At 73.8% G+C, this 20,270-nt stretch carries 7 protein-coding genes; 6 read left to right on the top strand and 1 reads right to left on the bottom strand.

Annotation, left to right across the window (positions count from 1 at the left end):
* Nucleotides 1-7 precede the first annotated feature (7 nt).
* The 6 genes from SLP03_RS05150 to SLP03_RS05125 all read left to right on the top strand — a co-directional run bounded on the left by SLP03_RS05150 (nucleotide 8) and on the right by SLP03_RS05125 (nucleotide 17,771).
* Nucleotides 8-5,491 (top strand): SDR family NAD(P)-dependent oxidoreductase, encoded by a 5,484-nt coding sequence (locus tag SLP03_RS05150; RefSeq protein WP_319459350.1) that lies wholly within the window; start codon nucleotides 8-10, stop codon nucleotides 5,489-5,491.
* Nucleotides 5,492-5,518: 27 nt separating this feature from the next.
* A complete protein-coding gene (locus SLP03_RS05145) occupies nucleotides 5,519-6,472 on the top strand; it encodes a TauD/TfdA family dioxygenase (RefSeq protein WP_319459349.1) in 954 nt (317 codons plus the stop codon).
* A complete protein-coding gene (locus tag SLP03_RS05140) occupies nucleotides 6,472-6,660 on the top strand; it encodes an MbtH family protein (protein WP_319459348.1) in 189 nt (62 codons plus the stop codon). The genes SLP03_RS05145 and SLP03_RS05140 overlap by 1 nt, the downstream gene beginning before the upstream one ends.
* A gap of 55 nt (nucleotides 6,661-6,715) precedes the next feature.
* On the top strand, nucleotides 6,716-9,838 hold the full coding sequence (locus SLP03_RS05135) for an amino acid adenylation domain-containing protein (protein ID WP_319459347.1): 3,123 nt from the start codon (nucleotides 6,716-6,718) through the stop codon (nucleotides 9,836-9,838).
* A complete protein-coding gene (locus SLP03_RS05130) occupies nucleotides 9,835-15,492 on the top strand; it encodes a non-ribosomal peptide synthetase (RefSeq protein WP_319459346.1) in 5,658 nt (1,885 codons plus the stop codon). Before SLP03_RS05135 ends, SLP03_RS05130 begins: the two co-directional genes overlap by 4 nt.
* A gap of 1,049 nt (nucleotides 15,493-16,541) precedes the next feature.
* A complete protein-coding gene (locus SLP03_RS05125) occupies nucleotides 16,542-17,771 on the top strand; it encodes a DUF6880 family protein (protein ID WP_319459345.1) in 1,230 nt (409 codons plus the stop codon).
* 229 nt (nucleotides 17,772-18,000) lie between these two features.
* Here the strand turns inward: SLP03_RS05125 and SLP03_RS05120 are convergent, their stop codons facing one another.
* The gene (locus SLP03_RS05120; RefSeq protein WP_319459344.1) at nucleotides 18,001-20,214 is read right to left on the bottom strand and encodes a helicase-associated domain-containing protein; all 2,214 of its coding nucleotides are present in this window, start codon (nucleotides 20,212-20,214) and stop codon (nucleotides 18,001-18,003) included.
* Nucleotides 20,215-20,270: the final 56 nt, after the last annotated feature.

Raw genomic sequence — 20,270 nt, 5'->3', positions numbered from 1 at the left:
CACGCAGATGGACAACCCGATCGCTCCGGACCTGCCCGCCGCCGACGGCATCGAACCGATCGCCATCGTGGGGCTCGCCGCGCGGCTGCCCGGCGCGGCCGACGTCGGTGAGTTCTGGCGCAACCTGGTCGACGGCGTCGAGTCGGTCACCGAGCTGACCCGGGAGGATCAGCTCGCCCGGGGCGTCCCCGCGGAGGAGGTGGACGACCCGGGTTGGGTCAACCGCGCCCCGCTGATCGACGGCTACGACGAGTTCGACGCCGGCCTGTTCGGGATGACCGCCCGCGAGGCCGAGGTCACCGATCCGCAGCACCGGCTGTTCCTGGAGACCTGCTACACCGCTCTGCAGGATGCCGGCTACGACCCGTCCCGCTACGACGGTGCGGTCGGCGTGTACGCCGGCACCGGCGCGGCCGTCTACCTCAACAAGAACGTGCTGCGCAACAGGCGCGTCGGCGGCAACCCGCACAGCGCCGTCTCCATCGCCACCAGCAACTCGCCCAACTACGTGGCGACCAACGTGTCGTACCGGTTGGACCTGCGCGGGCCCAGCCTCACCGTGCACACCGCCTGCTCCACCTCGCTGGTCGCCTTCCACCTGGCGTGCGAGGCGCTGCGCAACGGCGAGTGCGACATGGCCCTCGCGGGCGGGGTGAACGTCGAGCTGCCGCACGCCGGCTATCTCGGCATGGACGGCTTCACCTCGCCCGACGGCCGGTGCCGCCCGCTCGACGCCGGCGCGAACGGCACCGTCTGGGGCAGCGGCGTCGGGGTCACCCTGATCAAGCGCCTCTCGGACGCGATCGCCGACGGTGACACCGTCCGCGCGGTGGTGCTCGGCAACGCCATCAACAACGACGGCGCCGGCAAGGTCGGCTTCACCGCCCCCAGCGTCGACGGCCAGATGGAGGCGATCGCGCAGGCGGTCGGGATGGCCGGGATCGATCCGCGCACGATCAGCTACGTCGAGGCGCACGGGACCGGCACCGCGATGGGCGACCCGATCGAGGTGGCCGCCCTCTCCGCCGTCTACACCGAGAACACCGACGACCGGGGCTGGTGCGGCATCGGCTCGGTGAAGTCGAACATCGGCCACCTCAGCCAGCCGTCCGGCATCGTTAGCGTGATCAAGACGGTGCTGGCGATGGAGCACGGACTGATCCCGCCCACCATCAACTACGAGACACCGAACCCCGCGATCGAATTCGCCGACACCCCGTTCTACGTGGCGAACACACTGACCAAGTGGGACACCGACGGCGGGCCGCGCCGGGCGGGGGTCAGCTCGTTCGGCATCGGCGGCACCAACGCGCACGTGGTGCTCCAGGAGGCGCCGGCGGCGTACCGGACCGACCGTCCGGTCCGCCCGGCCCAGCTGCTCCAGGTCTCGGCGAAGACCGCCACCGCGCTGGACACCGCCGTGCAGCGGCTCGCCGAGCACCTGGCCGGGGTCACCGACAGCGGGCCCGAACTGCTCGCCGACGTGGCGCACACCCTGCGAATGGGTCGCCAGCAGTACCCGCACCGGGCGGCGGTGGTCGCCACCGACCTCACCGACGCGGTGACCGCGCTGCGGACCCCGCGCCGCCGGCAGTCCGGCGCCGTCGAGGGTCCCGCCCCGCGGGTCGGGTTCCTCTTCTCCGGCCAGGGCTCCCAGTACGCGGGCATGGGCGCGCAGCTCTACGCCGAGGAGCCGGCCTTCGCCGCCGCCGTCGACGAGTGCGCCGAGCTGCTCCGCGCCGACCTGGACCTGGACATCCGCGACCTGATCCTCGGCCGCGACCCGGAGGCGGGGGAGAAGCTCACCCAGACCCGGTGGACCCAGCCCGCCCTCTTCGTCGTCGAGTACGCCCTCGCCACGCTCTGGCAGCGGGCCGGGGTGCGACCCGCCGCGATGCTCGGCCACTCGATCGGCGAGTACGTGGCGGCCACCGTCGCCGGCGTGCTGAGCCTGCCGGACGCGCTGCGGGTGGTCGCCGCCCGGGGCCGGCTGATGCAGTCCCGGCCGGCCGGCTCGATGCTCGCCGTCGCCCTGGACGAGTCGGTGGTCGCCCCGAGGCTGCCCGAGGGCCTCTCCGTGGCCACCGTCAACGGCCCGGGCACCTGCGTGGTGGCCGGCGAGAGCGCCGCCGTCGCCGCGTTCGCCGAGAGCCTCGGCGGCAGGAACAAGAGCAAGGCGCTGCGTACCTCGCACGCCTTCCACTCGCCGATGATGGAACCGATCCTCGCCGAGTTCACCGCGCTGATGGCCACCGTGTCGCTGCGCCCGCCGGCGATCCCGTACCTGTCCAACGTGACCGGCACCTGGATCACCGACGCGCAGGCCACCGACCCGGCGTACTGGGCGGCGCACCTGCGCCAGCCGGTGCGCTTCGGCGCCTGCGTGGCCACCCTGCTCGCCGAGGGCACCTGGGCGCTGCTGGAGTGCGGCCCGGGCAGGCAGCTGGCGAACCTGGCCCGGATGCAGGTTGCCAAGGCCGACCCGGCGCAGCGGGCGCTGACCCCGCTGGGCAGCCTGCCCGGCCCGGCCGAGCCGATCGGCGACCTGGCCACCCTGCTCACCAGCGCCGCCGCGCTCTGGTGCGCCGGCGTCGGCGTCCGGCTCGACGCCGACCCGGCCGCCCGGCGGGTGTCGCTGCCCACGTCCCCCTTCGAACGCCGCCGCTACTGGGTGGACCCCGACCCGGTGGAGGAGTCGGCCGCCGCGCCGGTGGAGACCGGTCCGCGTCCGCTGCCGGAGTGGTTCGCCGTGCCGGTGTGGCGGCAGGCCGCCGCCGAGCCGCGGACCGCGCCGCTGGGCCGCTGCCTGGTCCTCGCCGACGGCCCGCGCGGCGACGCGCTGGTCGCGGCGCTGCGGGCCGCCGGCGACGAGCCGGTCGTGGTACGCGCCGGCGACGGCTTCGCCGCGGTCGACGGCGGCTACCGGCTGCGTCCGGGCGTCCGGGAGGACCACGACGCGCTGGTCGCGGCGCTGGCCGCGGACGGGCTGCCGGAGCGGCTGGTGCACGCCTTCGCCCTCGACGGGGAGCCGGCCGGCACCGACCTCACCGCCGGTTGGGCCGCCCAGGAGCGTGGCTTCTTCAGTGCCCTGCACCTGGTGCAGGCGCTCGCCGGGGCCGGGCTGACCGCCGAGGAGCGCGCCCGCACCCTGGACCTGGTCACCTCGGGCGTCGGCGACGTCACCGGGGCGGACCTGGTCCGCCCCGAGCACGCCACCCTCGCCGGCCTGGCCCGGGTGCTCCCGGTCGAGCTGCCCGGACTGACCGTCCGGCTGGTCGACGCCGACCCGGCCGCCACCGGGGCGGACGCGGTCGCCGTCGAGCTGCGCCGGCCGGTGGACCCGGACCGCGCCGAGGTGGCGCTGCGCGGCCCGCGGCGCTGGGTGACCGGGTACGAGCAGGTCACCGTGGACGCCGAGAGCGAGCCGGGCGCGCTGCGCGACGGCGGCCGGTACCTGGTCACCGGCGGCGTCGGCGGCATCGGCATCACCCTGGCCGAGGACTTCGCCCGGCGGTTCCGGGCCCGGCTGGTGCTGCTGTCCCGCACCGGGCTGCCCGCCCGCGAGGAGTGGGACGACCACCTCGCGGTGCACGGCGGCGCGGATCGGGCCGGCCGGGCGATTGCCGCGATCCGCCGGATGGAGGCCGCCGGGGCCGAGGTGCTGGTGCTCGCCGCCGACGTGACCGACCCGGCCGACCTGCGCCGGGTCCGGGCGGCCGCCGAGGCCGCGTACGGCGGGATCGACGGCATCGTGCACGCCGCCGGCCTGCCTGGCGGGGGCATGGCCGAGGTCAAGGAGCGCGCCGAGGCGGAGCGGGTGCACGCACCGGAGCTCGCCGGCACCCAGGCGCTGGCCCAGGTCTTCGGCGACCAGCCACTGGACTTCGTGGTGCTCTGCTCGTCGATCACCGCGGTGATCGGCGGCTTCGGCCAGGTGGACTACTGCGCGGCGAACGCCTTCCTCGACGCGTACGCCCGGTCCGGTGGGGGCTTCCGGGCGCCGGTGGTGTCGCAGAACTGGGGTGGTTGGGCCGAGGTGGGCATGGCCGTGGAGACCGACTCCCCGGCCGGGTTCCGGGCCGCCGGGCGGGACACCGTCACCAGCCCGGTGATCCACCCGGTGCTCACCACGAAGGTGGTCGGGCCGGCCGGGACCGTGCTGCACGGCCTGGTCTCCGCCAGCACCCACTGGCTGCTCGACGAGCACCGGATCGGCGGGGTGCCGGTGGTGCCCGGCACCGCCCACCTGGAGTCGGTGCGCGCCGCGGTGGTCGCCGCGCTGTCCGCCCCGGCCGACGGCGCCGCGGTGGAGCTGCGCGACGTGGTCTTCCTGGAGCCGTTCCCGGTACCGGACGGCACGGTCGCCCAGTACCGGGTGGAGCTGACCCCCACCGAGGAGGGCGTGGACTTCGCCGTCCGCAGCCTCGCTGCCGGTCAGCTGCGCACCCACGTCCGCGGCGCGGCCGGCTGGACCACCGAGGCCGCCCCACCGGCCACGATCCCCGTGGTGGACGGCCGGCGGGTCGACGACGACGCCTCCTTCGGCCGGGGCCGTACCAGCATGCTCACCTTCGGTCCGCGCTGGGCCTCGCTGGCCGAGCACCGGCTGGCGGACGGGGAGGAGCTGGCCCGGGTCGAGGCGCCCGCCGAGGCGGCCGGCGACCTGCCCGCGTGGGGGCTGCACCCCGCGCTGCTGGACGTGGCCACCGCGTTCGGCCGGGGCCAGGGCTCCGGCACCTACCTGCCGCTGTCGTACGGGCGGATCGTGGTGCGCGGGTCGCTGCCGGCGGTGTTCCACAGCCACCTGCGGCACCGGGACAGCGCGACCGACGAGGTGGTCGCCGCCGACCTGTCCCTGGTGGACGCCGACGGCCGGGAACTCGTCGCGATCAGCGACTTCGTGCTGCGCCGGGTCGACCAGGGCGCGGTGACCGGCGGGCTGGCCGCGGCCGGCGCCCCGGCGGAGCAGGCCGACCCGGCCGCCGGGGCGGCCACCGAGGACATCCGCCCGGTGGACGGCGCGGAGGCGTTCCGGCGCAGCCTCACCGCCGGCCTCGGCGCCCAGGTCGTCATCGCCACCCGGACCGTGGCGGACATCCGCCGCCGGGCCTCCCGGGTCACCACCGACAGCCTCGCGGGCGACCAGGAGACGGCGGCCAACACCCCGGCGGCGACCGGCGGCGGCTCCGCCGCGCCGCGCACCGAGCTGGAGGCCACCATCGCCGGCGTCTGGCGGGACGGGCTCGGGGTCACCGAGGTCGGCGTCGACGACGACTTCTTCGCCCTCGGCGGCAACTCGCTGGTCGCGGTGCAGCTGATCGCCGCGATGCGCAAGGCGACCGGGGTGCGGCTGCCGATGCGCAGCCTCTTCGAGACCCCGACCATCGCCGGCCTCGCCGCCCGGATCGAGGAGCTGCGCGCCGCCGCCCCCGCCGACGAACCGGCCGCCCCGGCCGCCATCCCCGCCATCCCGCGGCTACCCCGCGCCTGACGGCCGAGAAACAGGAGTGACAGAGCAATGAGCGACACGATCGCCACGCTTCCGGTGGTCGTCGAGAACGACGGCACACCGCTGACCGACCTGATCGACCGGCGGCGGGCGGAGCTGCGCGCCACCCTCGCCCACCACGGCGGGCTGCTCTTCCGCGGCTTCGGGGTGGGCGGGGTGGACGGCTTCGACACGGTGGTCCGGGCACTCTCCGGCGAGCCGCTGGCCTACACCGAGCGGTCCTCACCGCGGCACGCCATCAAGGGGAAGGTCTACACCTCCACCGACTACCCGCCGGACGAGGAGATCTTCCTGCACAACGAGAACTCGTACCAGGCGCGTTGGCCGCTGACGCTGTTCTTCTACTGCATCACCGCCCCGGACTCCCTCGGCGCCACCCCGCTCGCCGACATCCGCCGGGTGTACGCCGAGATCGACCCGGCGGTCCGCGAGGAGTTCGTCCGGCGGCGCTGGATGCTGGTCCGCAACTTCCACGCCGGCTTCGGCGCCCGCTGGCAGGACGTCTTCGGCACCGACGACCGGGCCGAGGTCGAGGCGTACGCGGCGGCGAACCGGATCGCACTGGAGTGGGTCGGCCCGGACGGGCTGCGTACCCGGGCGGTGCGGGACGTGGTGCACCACCGGCCCGGCTCGGACACCCCGCGCTGGTTCAACCACGCCACCTTCTTCCACGTGAGCACCCTGCCGAAGGACTACCAGGAGGGGCTGCTGGCGATGTTCGGCGCCGACGGGCTGCCGGCGAACACCTACTACGGCGACGGCGGCGAAATCCCCGCCGACGTCATCGACCACCTGCGCGCCGCCTACCGGGCCGCCCGCGTCCGCTTCGACTACCAGCGCGACGACGTGCTGGTGGTGGACAACATGACCGCCGCGCACGGCCGGGAGCCGTTCACCGGGCCCCGCCGGATCGCCGTCGCGATGGCCGAGCCGCACACCCCCGAGAGCGCAGGAGAGAAGTGATGGCCGAAGCCCGATTCCTGGTCGTGCGCAACGACGAGGAGCAGTACTCGATCTGGTCGGCCGACCGCGAGCTCCCGGCGGGGTGGCACGAGGCCGGTTTCGCCGGCACCCGCGACGAGTGCCTGGCCCACGTCGACACCGTGTGGACCGACATGCGTCCCCGCTCGGTACGGGAGGCCATCCAGTGAGCGCGAGGAGCGCAGCGCAGCGGAGCCCCGTGGTCGCAAACGAAAGGCAGCAGCGATGACGACCCGGGAGTGGACCTTCCCGGCCTCCTTCGCCCAGGAGCGAATCTGGATGGCCAACCAGCTCGACCCCGCCTCGCCGGTCTACAACATCTCCACCCCGTTCAGCTTCCCCGCCGAGCTGGACACCGAGGCCGCCGCCGCGGTGTTCCACCAGGTCGTCGCCCGGCACGAGGCGCTGCGTACCCACCTGCGGGTGGACGACGGAGTCCTGGTCCAGGTGGTGCGGGAGCACGAGCCGGTCGACCTGCCCGTCGACGACCTGCGGGACCGGCCCGAGGACGAGCGGGCGGCCCGGTACGTGGCGCTCCGCGACGAGCTGGCCCGCACCGCGATCCCGCTGGACTCCCCGCCGCTGTGGCGGGCCCGGCTGATCCACCTCGGCGACGCCTGGACGCTGCTCTTCGTGGTGCACCACGCCGTCTTCGACAGCCACTCGGCGGTGCTGCTGCGCGCCGAGCTGGCCGCGTTCAGCCGGGCCGCGGTGACCGGCGCGCCCGCCGCCGTGCCCGAGCTGCCCATCCAGTACGCAGACTTCGCGGTCTGGCAGCGCGGTCAGCTCACCGGCGCGGAGCTGGACCGGCAGCTCGCGTTCTGGACCGACCACCTGGCCGGCGCGCCGCCGGTCACCGGGCTGCCGCTGGACCGGCCCCGCCCGGCCCAGCTCGGCTTCGCCGGAGACGAGGTCCGCTTCGACCTGCCCGACGGGCTGCTTGACCGGGTCGGCCGGCTCGCCGCCGGCTCGTCGGCCACCCCGTACATGGTGCTGCTGGCCGGGTTCGCGGCGCTGCTGTCCCGGATCTCCGGCGACCCCGACGTGGTGGTCGGCGTCTCCACGGCGGGCCGGGACAGCGTCGAGCTGACCCCACTGATCGGCATGTTCGTCAACCCGGTGGCGCTGCGCTGCGACACCGGCGGCGACCCCACCTTCGCCGTGCTGCTCGACCGGGTCCGCGGTGGCCTGGTCGACGCGATGGAGCACGGGCAGACCCCGTTCCAGCGGATCGTCGAGGCGCTCTCCCCGGAGCGGGACCCGTCGGTGCAGCCGATCTTCCAGACCGCGCTGAACTTCATCCCGGACTCCGGGCTGGACCCGGCGGAGCTCGGCACCACCAAGGACGACCTGGCCTTCGACATCACCGCCGGACAGAGCCGGCTGGTCTACCGCACCGCGCTGTTCGACCGGGCCACCGCCGAGACGGTGGTCGCCCGCTACGTCCGGCTGCTCGCCGCCGCGGTCGACGACCCGACGCTGCCGGTCTCCGCGCTGCCGCTACTCGACGACGCGGAGCGCGAACTGGTGCTGGGCGCCTGGCCGGGCACCGGCGCCACCGGCCCGCTGCCGACCGTCGTCGACGAGGTGCAGCGGCGGGCCGTCGCCACCCCGGACGCCCCCGCCCTGGTCTGTGACGACGTCACCCTGTCGTACGCGGAGTTCAACGGCGCCGCCAACCGGCTCGCCCGGGTGCTGGTGGAGCACGGCGTGGGACCGGAGTCCCGGGTGGCGCTCGCCCTGCCCCGCTCCTGCGAGCTGCTGGTGGCGATCCTGGCCGTGCTGAAGGCCGGCGCCGCGTACGTCCCGGTGGACACCGGCTACCCGGCCGGGCGGATCGCCTACCTGCTCGCCGACGCCGAACCGGCGCTGGTGCTCGCCGTGCCGCAGACCGCCGCGCTGGTCCCGGCCGGCGCGCTGGTGCTCGACGGGGAGGTCGGCGCCGACCGGGCCGACACCGACCTGACCGACGCCGACCGGGTCGCCCCGCTGCGCCCCGCGCACCCGGCGTACGTGCTCTACACCTCCGGCTCCACCGGCCGCCCCAAGGGCGTGGTGGTGGAGCACCGGGCCGTCGCGGCGTACCTGGCCTGGGCGCGGGAGACCTACCCGGGTCTGGCGGGTACGGCGCTGCTGCACTCGCCGGTCTCCTTCGACCTCACCGTGACCGGCCTGCTCGGCCCGCTCACCGCCGGGGGCACCGTCCGGCTGGCCGGGATCGACTCCCCGGCCGCCCGGGCCGGCGGCCCGCCGACCTTCCTCAAGGTCACTCCGAGCCACCTGCCGCTGCTCGACGCGGAGCTGTCGCCCACCACCGACCTGGTGATCGGCGGCGAGGCGCTCACCGGCGAGCAGTTGGAGACCTGGTGGGCCGCACACCCGGGCGTGGCGATCGTCAACGAGTACGGCCCGACGGAGGCGACCGTCGGCTGCGTCGCCGCCCGGATCGTGCCGGGGGAGCCGGTGGCCGCCGGCCCGGTGCCGATCGGGCGGCCCACCGCCGGTGCCCGGGTGTACCTGCTCGACGCGGCGCTCCAGCCGGTGCTGCCCTGCGTGGTCGGCGAGCTGTACGTCGCCGGCGACCAGCTGGCCCGCGGCTACCTGCGCCGGCCCGCGCTCACCGCCGCGCGCTTCCTGCCGTGCCCGTACGGCCCGCCGGGGCAGCGGATGTACCGCACCGGCGACCTAGCCCGCTGGCGCGCCGACGGCACCCTGGACTACCTGGGTCGCCGCGACGACCAGGTGAAGGTGCGCGGCATGCGGATCGAGCTGGGCGAGATCGAGGCGGCCATGCTGGCCCACCCGGAGGTCAGTGAGGCGGCCGTGGCCGTGCGTACCGACTCGGGGGAGTCGGCGCTGGTCGGCTACCTGGTGGGCACCGCCGACCCGGCGGCGCTCGCCGCCGAGCTGGCCCGGGAGCTGCCGGCCCACCAGGTGCCGACCGCGCTCGTCGCGCTCGACGCGCTGCCGCTCACCCCGAACGGCAAGCTGGACCGGGCCGCCCTGCCCGCCCCGCCGGACACCGTGCCGGCGGACGCCTATCTCCCGCCCCGCACCGACGCCGAGAACCTGGTCGCCGAGGTGTACGCCGAGATCCTCCGGGTGCAGAAGGTCGGCGCGCTGGACGACTTCTTCACCCTGGGCGGCAACTCGCTGCGCGGCATGCGGGCGATGGCCCGGATCCGCGCCGAGGTGGACGTCGACCTGCCGATGCGGGCGCTGTTCAGCAGCCCGGTGGTGGCCGACCTGGCCGCCCAGATCGAGCAGCGTATCGCCGCCGAGCTCGACGAGCTCTCCGACGCCGAGGTCGCCGCGTTGCTGGCGGCGGAGAAGGACAGCCCCGCATGACGGACCTGATGGATCCCGCCCGGGAAGCCGCCCGCGCGGCGCTGATCGCTCAGCGGCTGCGCAGGCGACAGGCCACGCCGGCCGCCCGCGTCACGCCCCGTCCCGAGGGCGCCGAGGTGCCCCTGTCGTACGCCCAGGAGCGGGTCTGGTTCATGGACCAGCTCGCTCCGGGCGAGGCGGCGTACCACATCGCGGTGCCGCTGCGGGTGCGTGGACCGCTCGACGTCACGGCGCTGCGCGCCGCCCTCGCCGGGCTGACCGCCCGGCACGAGTCGCTGCGGACCCGCTTCCCGGCCGACGCCGACGGCCGGCCCACGGTGGTCGTCGCGGACACCGTCGAGGTGCCGCTGACCATCGTGGACGCCCCGGGCGAGGCGGCCGCCCGGGCACTGGTCGACGCCGCGGCCGCGGAGCCGTTCGACCTGGCCGCCGGCCCGCTGCTGCGCGCGCTGCTGATCCGGCTCGCCGACGACGACCACGTGCTCTTCCTCGGCAAGCACCACATCGTCGGCGACGGCTGGTCGGTGGACGTGCTGCTGCGCGACCTGATCACCCTCTACCGGGGCGGCGAGCTGCCCACCCTGCCCGTCCAGTACGGCGACTTCGCCGTCTGGGAGGGTCGGGAGCTGGACGGGCCGGCCGCCCGGACGCACCTGGACTGGTGGAATTCCCGCCTCGCCGGGATCACCCCGCTGGAGCTGCCGCTGGACCTGCCCCGCCCGGCCACCCAGACCTACCGGGGAGACTTCGTCGAGTTCCAGCTGGACCCGGCGGAGACCGAGCGGCTCACCGCGCTCACCCGGGCCACCGGCGGCACCCTGTTCATGACCCTGCTCGCCGCGTACCAGGTGCTCCTGGCCCGGCACGCCGGCCAGGACGACTTCGCCGTCGGCGCCTCCGTGGCCGGCCGGTCCGCCCCGGAGCTGGAGAACGTGGTCGGCATGTTCATCAACATGCTGCCGCTGCGCGCCGAGCTGGCCGGCGATCCGACCTTCACCGAGCTGCTGGTGCGCACCCGGCGCAGTGTGTTGGACGGCTTCGAGCACGCCGACGTGCCGTTCGCGAAGGTGGTCCACGAGCTGGGCCTGCCCCGCGACGTCAGCCGCTCGCCGGTGTTCCAGGCCATGTTCGTGCTGCAGAACTACGAGATGGGCCGGTTCACCGAGGCCTCCGACGCCACCAACGTGACCTTCGAGTGGACCCCGATGGAGCTGCGGGCCACCCGGTTCGACTTCGAACTGCACGCGGTGGAGACGACCGACGGGCTCTGGGGCAAGCTGGTCTTCAACACCGACCTGTTCCGCCGGGACACCGTGGAACGGATGGCGCAGCGGTGGTGCACCCTGCTGCGCGCGGTCGTCGCCGCCCCGGACACCCCGGTCTCCGCGCTGGACCTGCTGCCCGCCGGCGAACGGGAGCTGCTGGCCGCCTGGAACGACACCGCCGCCGACTTCCCGGCCACGCAGACCCTGCACGGGCCGATCGAGGAGCGGGCCGCCCACACCCCGGACGCCGTCGCGGTTACCATCGACGGCCGGTCGGCGACGTACGCGGAGCTGAACGCCGCCGCCAACCGGATCGCGCACCGGCTCCGCGCGGCCGGGGTCGGCCCGGAGACCCTGGTCGGGGTCTGCGCCGAACGTTCGGTGGAGCTGGTCGCCGGGCTGCTCGGCGTGCTCAAGGCCGGCGGGGCGTACCTGCCGCTGGACCCGGAGTACCCGGTCGACCGGCTGGCGTTCATGGTCGACGACGCGGCCGCGCTGGTGGTGCTGGTGCAGGAGCGGCTGCGCGACGTGCTGCCCGCCGTCGACGCGACCGTGCTGGCGCTGGACGACGTGGCCGTCTGGGCCGACCAGCCCAGCACCGACCCGACCCCGCTGGCCGGCCCGGAGCATCTGGCCTACGTCATATACACCTCCGGCTCCACCGGCCGGCCCAAGGGGGTGCCGAACACCCACCGGGGCATCGTCAACCGGCTCGACTGGATGCAGGAGACGTACCGGCTCGGCGCCGACGACGCGGTGCTGCAGAAGACCCCGGCCAGCTTCGACGTGTCGGTGTGGGAGTTCTTCTGGCCGCTGCGCACCGGCGCCCGGCTGGTGCTGGCGAAGCCCGGCGGCCACAAGGACGCCGGTTACCTGCGCGACCTGCTGGTCGCCGAGCGGATCACCATCGCCCACTTCGTCCCGTCGATGCTGACCGTCTTCCTCGCCGAGGACGGGAGCGGGGCGGCGACGGCGCTGCGCCGGGTGATCTGCTCCGGCGAGGAGCTGCCGCTGGCCACGGCGGTGGACTTCACCGCCCGGCTGCCCGGCTGCGAGTTGCACAACCTGTACGGCCCGACCGAGGCGGCCATCGACGTCAGCGCGTGGCACTGCGACCCGGCCGTCCTGACCGGACTGACCAGCGTGCCGATCGGCGCGCCGATCGCCAACCTGCGGCTGCACGTGCTGGACCCCCGGGGTAACCCGTGCCCGGTCGGGGTGGCCGGCGAGCTGCACATCGGCGGGGTCGGGCTGGCCCGTGGCTACCACCGCCGGGCGGCGCTGACCGCCGAGCGGTTCGTGCCGGACCCGTTCTCGGGCGAGCCGGGCGCCCGGCTCTACCGCACCGGCGACCTGGCCCGCTGGGTGGTCGACCCGGCCACACCGGATGCGGCTGCGGGCGTACCCGAGGGGGCGGCCGACCCCGTGACCACCGGGACGGACCCGACCAGCGGGACGGACCCGGCGGTCGCGACCCACCCGGACACCGCCCACCCGGGAGGCGGTCCTCACGGCGGCCCGGACGGGACCGGCCGGCCCGAGGGGGTCATCGAGTTCCTCGGCCGGATCGACCACCAGGTGAAGCTGCGCGGCCTGCGGATCGAGCTGGGCGAGATCGAGAGCGCGCTGCGCGAGCAGCCCGAGGTGGCCGAGGCGGCGGTGGTCGTCCGGGAGGACACCCCGGGCGACAAGCGGCTCACCGCCTACCTGGTGGGGGCGGCCGAGCACGCCACGCTGAAAGCGGCGTTGAAGCAGACGCTGCCGGAGTACATGGTGCCGGCCGCGTTCGTCACCCTCGACGCGCTGCCGCTGACCCCCAACGGCAAGCTGGACCGCAGGGCGCTGCCCGCCCCGGTGGTCACCCGCGAGGCGTCGGTGGCGCTGGTCGCGCCGCGCGACGACACCGAGCGGCTGCTCGCCGGCATCTGGTCGGAGGTGCTGGGCGTGGCGACGCTCGGCATCGACGACGACTTCTTCGACCTGGGTGGGCACTCCATGCTCGCCACCCAGGTGGTGGCGAAGATCCGCAAGGCGGAGCACGGCGGCCGGGCGGTCGGCGTGATGGACCTGTTCCAGCAGCGGACCATCCGCGAGCTGGCCGCGTTCATCTCCGGCGACGCCGAGGCCGACGGGCCACGCCGGCTGCTCTACGAGCTGACCGGGCCGATCCCGGCGGCGAAGCGGGTGCTCACCTACGTCTGCGTCCCGTACGGCGGCGGCAGCGCCATCGTCTACCAGCCGCTGGCCGACGCGCTGCCCGACGGGTACGCCCTCTGGTCGCTGGCCATCCCCGGGCACGACGTCGGACTCTCCGAGGACGGGCTGCCCTTCGACGAGCTGACCGGCCGGGTCGCCGAGGAGATCCTGGAGCGGATCGAGGGGCCGGTCGCGCTCTACGGCCACTGCGGCGTGGGCAGCGCGATCGTCGCCGAGGTGGCCCGCAAGGTGGAGGCCGCCGGACGGGAGCTGGAGGCGCTCTACATCGGGGCGATGTTCCCGTTCGCCCGCCCGAAGGGCGCGTTCGCGGCGATGCGCAACCGGCTGGAGCAGCTGCGCAGCAACCGGCACTACGCCAGCTGGCTCAAGTCGATGGGGGTGGACACCGACGAGCTGGAGCCGGAGCAGGCCGACCGGATCATCAGCAACATGCGGGCCGACTCCCGCGCCTCCGAGGAGTACTTCACCGGCCTGCTCGACCGGGGTGCGGCGAAGCTGCGTACCCCGATCGTCTCCGTGGTCGGCTCGGAGGACCCGGTCACCGACTACCACGCCGAGCGGTACGCGGAGTGGCAGTTCCTCTCCGACACCCTCGGACTGGTGGTGCTCGACCAGGCCGGGCACTTCTTCCTCAAGTACCGCGCCGAGGAGCTGGCCAAGATCGTCACCCGGGTGCACCCGGCCGTGCGGGCCGGCGACGTCTCGGCGCTGACCGCCGCCGCGCGCGGCGAGGACGCCGGCTGGGTGGTCGCCGACCACCGGCGGATCGGCGCCGACGACCGGCCGGAGCGGGCGGTGGTGCAGCCGAGCATGGGCCGGTTCGTGGCGGTCACCGCCGGTCAGCTGGTCTCCAGCACCGGTTCGGCGCTGACCGCGTTCGCCCTGCCGATCTGGCTGTTCACCCGGACCGGCTCGGTGACCGACCTGGGCCTGCTCTGGTCCCTGGCGCTGATCTGCGGCGTGCTGACCCTGCCGCTGGCGGGGGCGATCACCGACCGGGTCAGCCGGCGCCGGATCATGATGATCGCCAGCTGCGTCGCCGGCACGATCCAGCTCGGCCTCGCCGCGCTGCTCTGGACGGACAACCTCGTGCTCTGGCACATCTACGCCCTGGTGGCGTTGAGCCAGGTCGCCGGTTCGTTCCAACGGATCGCGTTCCAGTCGGCGGTGCCGCAGCTGGTGCCGAAGCGTTACCTCGGCCACGCCATGGGCATCACCCAGCTCTCCACCGGTGTGGCGATGCTGTTGATGCCGGTCTTCGCCGCCGGCCTGCTCGCCGCGATCCAGCTCAAGGGCATCCTGCTGATCGACGTGGCGAGCTACCTGGTGGCGGTGGCGACCCTGGCCGTGGTCCGCTTCCCCGACCTGCTCGGCTGGCAGCCCCGGGAACGGCTGCTGTTCGCGATTGCCAACGGACTGCGCTACTCCTGGCAGCATCGCGGCTTCCGGCTGATGCTCGGCTACTTCGCGCTGGGCAACATCTTCCTCGCCCCGGCGCTCGTGCTCACCACCCCGCTGGTGCTCTCCTTCGGCTCCGCCACCCAGGTGGCCCAGGTGGCCCTGGCGGAGGCGCTCGGCGCGGTCGCCGGTGGTGTGCTGATGTCGGTCTGGGGCGGCCCGCGCCACCGGCGGATGATCGGCGTGCTGCTCGGCAACCTCGGCACCGCGATCGGCTGTGTGCTGATCGGCCTGGACGCCTCGGTGGCGATGATCTGCGTGGGCGTCTTCTGGCTGGCCATGGCGATGACCACCGCACAGTCCATCTACGCCACCATCGTGCAGGTCAAGGTGCCGCAGCGCTTCCACGGCCGGGTGTTCAGCCTGAACCAGACCATCACCTGGTCGACCCTGCCGATCGGGTTCGCGCTGCTCGCTCCGGGCGTGACCGCGCTGTTCGAGCCGCTGCTCGCCCCCGGCGGCTCGCTCGCCGGGTCGGTGGGCGCGGTGATCGGCACCGGTCCGGGCCGCGGCATCGGGTTCGCGTACGTCTGCTTCGGGCTGATCCTCGTCCTGATCACCCTTGGCGGGTTCGCGATCCGGCTGCTGCGCCGCTTCGACATCGAGGTCGAGGACTCCCTCCCCGACGACCTGATTGGTGCGCAGGAGCGGGAACGGCGGCTCGCCGCCCGGGCCGCCGCACGCGAGCGGGAGGCGGCGCCGGTGGTGGCCTGACCCGACGGGTGGGGACCTCCGGCGCGTCCGGAGGTCCCCACCCGCACCTGGCTGGTGGCGCCGCCGAGGTGACCCGTCGAGGCCGGCCGTGGGTCGACGGGCCGGCGGCGGGGACGCCGCCCGACGGGCCGCGTACGGCGTCGCCGACGGGACGCGCCGGTCAGCCAGCCTCGGGTGGGTCGGCCAGGTCGTCCGCCGACGGTGTGCGTGCCGAAAACCCCGTCCATGCAGGTCAAGTGGCATGTCGGTACTCGTGGAGGACGCCGCCGAGTCCATCGCGTCGTCGGATAACGAAGCGGCCGAGTCGGTGCGTTCGGCGATCGGTTGGTGGAGCGGGCGCAGGGGTGCCGCCGCTCGGAGCGCCCGGTGGGACCGGTGCTCGTTGTAGAACGTCTCGTACTCGCGGAGCGCGTGCCGATCGAACAGGTGAGTGAGGCAACACCGCAGGTGATCCTCAGAGTGGCTGCCGAGCATCGCGAGCAAGGCCCGAAGTGGATCCTTCACAAGATCCGCGAGACCAGGCATGACATATCGGAAGACGAGATGAGGTCCGTCCTCTACCACCGGCTCCGGCCCGCAGATGTTCCCGGTGGGATCCACAGCTGAATGGGCGACCCAGCCTGTCAGGTGGTGGGCCAAGTCCATTCGGGGGTTGTGGCCGGGCCGGGAACCCAGTGAGGCCGAGGTGACGCCGGTAGGCGGCCCTGATCCAGGTGGTGACCGTGTCCGGCGGGAACGTCAGGTCGGCGAGGGCGACCTCGCCCGCGCCGTCCGGGCCCTGGCAGGTGGCGACGATGACGCTTGCCTCGTTCGGGTATCCGAATGAGGTGACGCTGACCGGGGTGCCCGGCAGAGTTGCCGGGACGGGTAGGGGAGTCTCGTCCTCGATCACGGTGAGGAACGCGCTGTACTGCTCGTCGACGCCGTAGGCGTCGCAGACAATCGGCTCGATCGGGTTGTCAAGATCCCGGTCGTTCGGCACGCCCGACACGGTAGGGCAGCGGGCAGCGCATTCCGACGTCCGGGTCGAGGTCTGCTGAGATGGGTGGATGACCGGTGACGAGCTGACGGTGGTGGTGGACCGGCTGCGCTGGGATCGCAGGCGGGATCCCTACCGGGGTCGGCGGGAGTACTCGCAGGCTGCCCGCCAGGTGGCCGAGGAGTGTGATCGGTTGGTCGGCGAGGGTCGGGCGGATCTCGCGGTGCCGGTGTTGCGGAAGGCCGTCGACCGCATCACCCGTGCCCTGATGTACATGGACGATTCCTCCGGGATCGTCGGAGACGACCTGCAGGAACTTATGGGCTTGTACGCGCGGGCGTGCGCAGCGGCACGGCCGAATCCGGTCAGTCTGGCAGGCTGGTTGGTGAAGCTGGAGTGCGACGGTCCCGGCTGGCCCCGCGTGATGCTGGCCGACTTCGTTCCCGCGCTGGGGGAGCGGGGCATCGCCGAGGTGCAGCGGCTGGTCGCCGAGCGGGCCCGTTCCACCGACCCGGAGTCGTGGACCGGCGCGTTCGCGGTGCGTGACCTGCGCGAGCAGCTCGCCGAGGTGTCGGGCGACGTCGACCGGTACGTCGCCGTGCTGGCCGAGCACCTGACCAACGCCGTGCAGTACCAGCGAATCGTCGAGGCGTTACGTGCCGCCGGGCGCCGGGACGAGGCGGTTGACTGGGCCCGGCGGGGCGTGGCCGCCGACCCGGGCTCGCCGTACACCGACCGGCTCCGTGACCTCCTGGTCGGCATGCTCGTCGCCGCCGGCGACACGCCGGGTGCCGTGCGGGTCCGGCGGGAGGATTTCGCACGGCATCCCACCGCTGCGCGGTACCGATCCTTGATCGACACTATGGGAACGGCCGGCGGCGACGATCCGACGACGTGGGCGATGGAGGTGCTGCGCGGCCAGATCACCGTGCAGCCGGCGTACGCCTCGGAGCTGGTTGACGTGCTGCTGGCGGCGGGTCGTGACGATGAGGCATGGCAGGAGGCCCTGCACCACCGGCGGTGGCTCGGCGGGCCGCAGTGGCAGACCCTGCTGCACAGGCGGGCCGCGACGCATCCGAAGGAGGTGATCCAGCCCTACCGGGACCTTGTCGAGCAGGCGATCCTCAACTCGGCCGACAAGCGGCGCTACCGGCGGGCGGTCGCGCTGCTAACCGCGCTGCGAGCGGTGTACCAGGCGGCCGGAGAACCCACGACGTTCGGGCGGTACCTCGCGGAGCTGCGCATCGCGCACAAGCGCCGACCGACGTTCCTCAAGACCCTCGACGCCGCTGGGCTGTAGCTGGTGTGGACCGAGGTGTCAGTTCGGTACTGGAGGCGCTTGAGCCGGTCGCGGCCGTCCGGCTGGAGGTGATCGACGCTGCGGCCGGCGAGGCTGTCGATGCCGCGGTTGAGGTGTGACCACACCTGTTCTGTGGGGTTGAGGTCGTGGACGTGGGCCGGCAGTCGGATCACGTGCAGCCAGTCCCGCATGCTGGCCCCTTGCCGGCTTGGTGGGGTTCGCAATGAATTCACCGCCTCGAAGTGCGCCGGGCAGCGGCGTCGCGTAGCAGGCGACGGGCGAGGTCTGCGGGCTCGCTGGTGGACAGCGGACCGGGCTGTGTCGGGATCAGGTAACTGCTGACTGGGTGGGATTCGTCGGCGTCCTCGAAAAGCTCCGCGAGCAGCTGGTCCAGCGCACCCGGGTCATGTGGTCCAGGAAGCGGCAGGGGTGCCGTGACCACGTCGGAGGCCCCTGGTAGCGGCACGGCTCGTTGCCGGGTGGGGCGTTCCACCGCCACCGTGCCGTCGGGGTGTTCCCCGACGGGTGCGTAGCCGGCGTTGCGGAGAGCGGTCAGGGTTTCCGCGATGGGGGCGGTGCTGGCCAGCACGGTCGGCGCGAGCAGCGTCAGGCCCAGTGTGCTCAGTGAGCGGGCGTGCAGGACCTCCTTCAAGAGCACCGGATCGTTGCTGCGCAGGCAGCAGGCGACCGGCCTGACCCGCATCGCGCCGTGCCGCCGGGCCGTATCGCTGATGAGGTATGCGAGTGGCTGCGGTACCCGGGCACCGGCGGCCCGGTCCCGTAGTGCGGTGAGCAGCTCGGTCTCGCTGCTGCCCGCGTCCAGCGCTCGGCGTACCGAGGACGGGGTGAAGCGCCACGTCGACGCGCCTCCGCGGGTCTCCCGGTCCGCCGCCACGTCCAGCAGCACGGTGAGCGTCCGCGACGGGGTTCCCACGACCACGGCGGTCAGGTCGGCCTGCAGCAGGACGGTCTCTTCCGCCGGCGCTAGCAGCCGACCCAGCACGGTCGCCAACTGTTCAGGCTGGTCCGCGGCGAGCGCCCGGCCGAGGTCACTGACTGCTCCGTGGGCGACTGCTCCCAGCAGCTGGGCCTCCCGCCACACGCCGTCGACCAGGCCGGTGTCGTCGTCGAGGTGGTCCAGCAGTATCGGGTTGCGCCACCGGGCCAACGAGACGAGGGCCTCCACGTCGGCGGCGGCAGCGCCGGGCGGCAGCCCTGCGGCCAACCTGAGCACCGCGGCTCGCAGCAGGGGCATCGCCGCGCCGTCCTCCATGTGGACCAGGGCGGGCACCGGCTGCCCCGCGCCGGCCGGTTGGTGCAGGGGAGCCCCCTCGCTGGACAGCCAACCCGCCAGCAGTTCGGTCAGCTGCTCCGCGGGCTGCTGATCGCCCCAGGTGTCGTACTCCTCCGTCGGTAGCAGGCCCGTCTCGGTCGGTGCCAGCAGTCCGGTGGTCATCGCGAGTTCCAGCCAGAGCCGGACGTGGTCCGCGCTGTCGCCGATGGTCTTGGCAAGCCGGCGCAGCTCGCGTACGCCGACCCCGCCGGTCTTGAGGGGTGCGACGGGTGTCCGGCCGCACTGTTCCAGCAGGTTCACCATCCGGGCGAGCGCGGTCGCCGCCGCCGAGGCGGATTCCCGCTCGACGGACTCCCCGTCGACCGGCCTGGTCGGTGCGGACGGCGGCGCGGGGTCGAACGGCAGCCGGTAGTCGGGTCCGCGCAGCGCCAGCGCGACCTCGCAGGGCATCTGTAGGGGTGCGCCCCAGTGGGCGGCGACGTGGATCAGTCCGTGCTCCACCGCCCACTGGGCTGGCCCTGTCCGGCGGCCGTAGCGGTAGGTCGGCTCGTCGAGGTAGGGGCCCTCCCAGGCGAGTTGGTGGAGTAGCTCCTGGGTGTCCGCGGGTGCTGTGGTGCTGATCTTCCGGACGTTCGCACCGTCGGCCAGCCAGGCGGACAGGTTCCGTACCGTGACGGCCTTCTGCGTGCCCGCGGGTACCCCGAGCGTCCGGGCGACCCGGCGCAGGTCATCGGCGCGCTGCTCGGTGAGCAGCGCGGACAGCGGCGCCCCGAGACCCAGGGGGCACGGCCAGACGTGCCCCAGCGGTACGGTGCGCAGGCGGTCACCGTCCGGCCAGGCCACGGCGACCTCCCCCAGCCGGACGAGCGCCGCCTCCAGGTCGGCGTCGTCGCTGGCCACGCCGAGGGCCCCCGCCAACTCTGCCCGATCGCATCCATCGCCCAGTGCCGCCAACGCCTCGGCGATCTGCAGCTCCGGTCGGCTCAGTCGGAGCAGCGCGACGCCGATCAGCGGCGCAGCACTCAGCCGCTCGGCCAACTCGGTCATCGTCGCGGGCTCCGGCGGCAGCAGCGCCTCCGGTCGTGCGGCGATCAGCTCACTGAGCTGCTCAGGCGTCAGAGCTGCCAGGTGGGTGATGAGACTCCGCACGCGCCAGGCTCCGTCCTCCGTCGGCTCGATGAAGCGACGCTACGGCATACCCTCAG

The sequence above is a fragment of the Micromonospora sp. RTP1Z1 genome (assembly GCF_033804685.1).
In the GTDB taxonomy this organism is placed as follows: domain Bacteria; phylum Actinomycetota; class Actinomycetes; order Mycobacteriales; family Micromonosporaceae; genus Micromonospora.
The sequence above is the reverse complement of the archived record's forward strand: the minus strand, read 5'-3'. Positions and strand labels throughout refer to the sequence as shown.

What these genes read in the sequence shown, in the direction of transcription:
- SLP03_RS05140 (WP_319459348.1), top strand. Translation starts at nt 6,472, where the DNA reads ATGGCCGAAGCCCGATTCCTGGTCGTGCGCAACGACGAGGAGCAGTAC.
- SLP03_RS05125 (WP_319459345.1), top strand. Translation starts at nt 16,542, where the DNA reads ATGACCGGTGACGAGCTGACGGTGGTGGTGGACCGGCTGCGCTGGGAT.
- SLP03_RS05150 (WP_319459350.1), top strand. Translation starts at nt 8, where the DNA reads ATGGACAACCCGATCGCTCCGGACCTGCCCGCCGCCGACGGCATCGAA.
- SLP03_RS05130 (WP_319459346.1), top strand. Translation starts at nt 9,835, where the DNA reads ATGACGGACCTGATGGATCCCGCCCGGGAAGCCGCCCGCGCGGCGCTG.
- SLP03_RS05145 (WP_319459349.1), top strand. Translation starts at nt 5,519, where the DNA reads ATGAGCGACACGATCGCCACGCTTCCGGTGGTCGTCGAGAACGACGGC.
- SLP03_RS05135 (WP_319459347.1), top strand. Translation starts at nt 6,716, where the DNA reads ATGACGACCCGGGAGTGGACCTTCCCGGCCTCCTTCGCCCAGGAGCGA.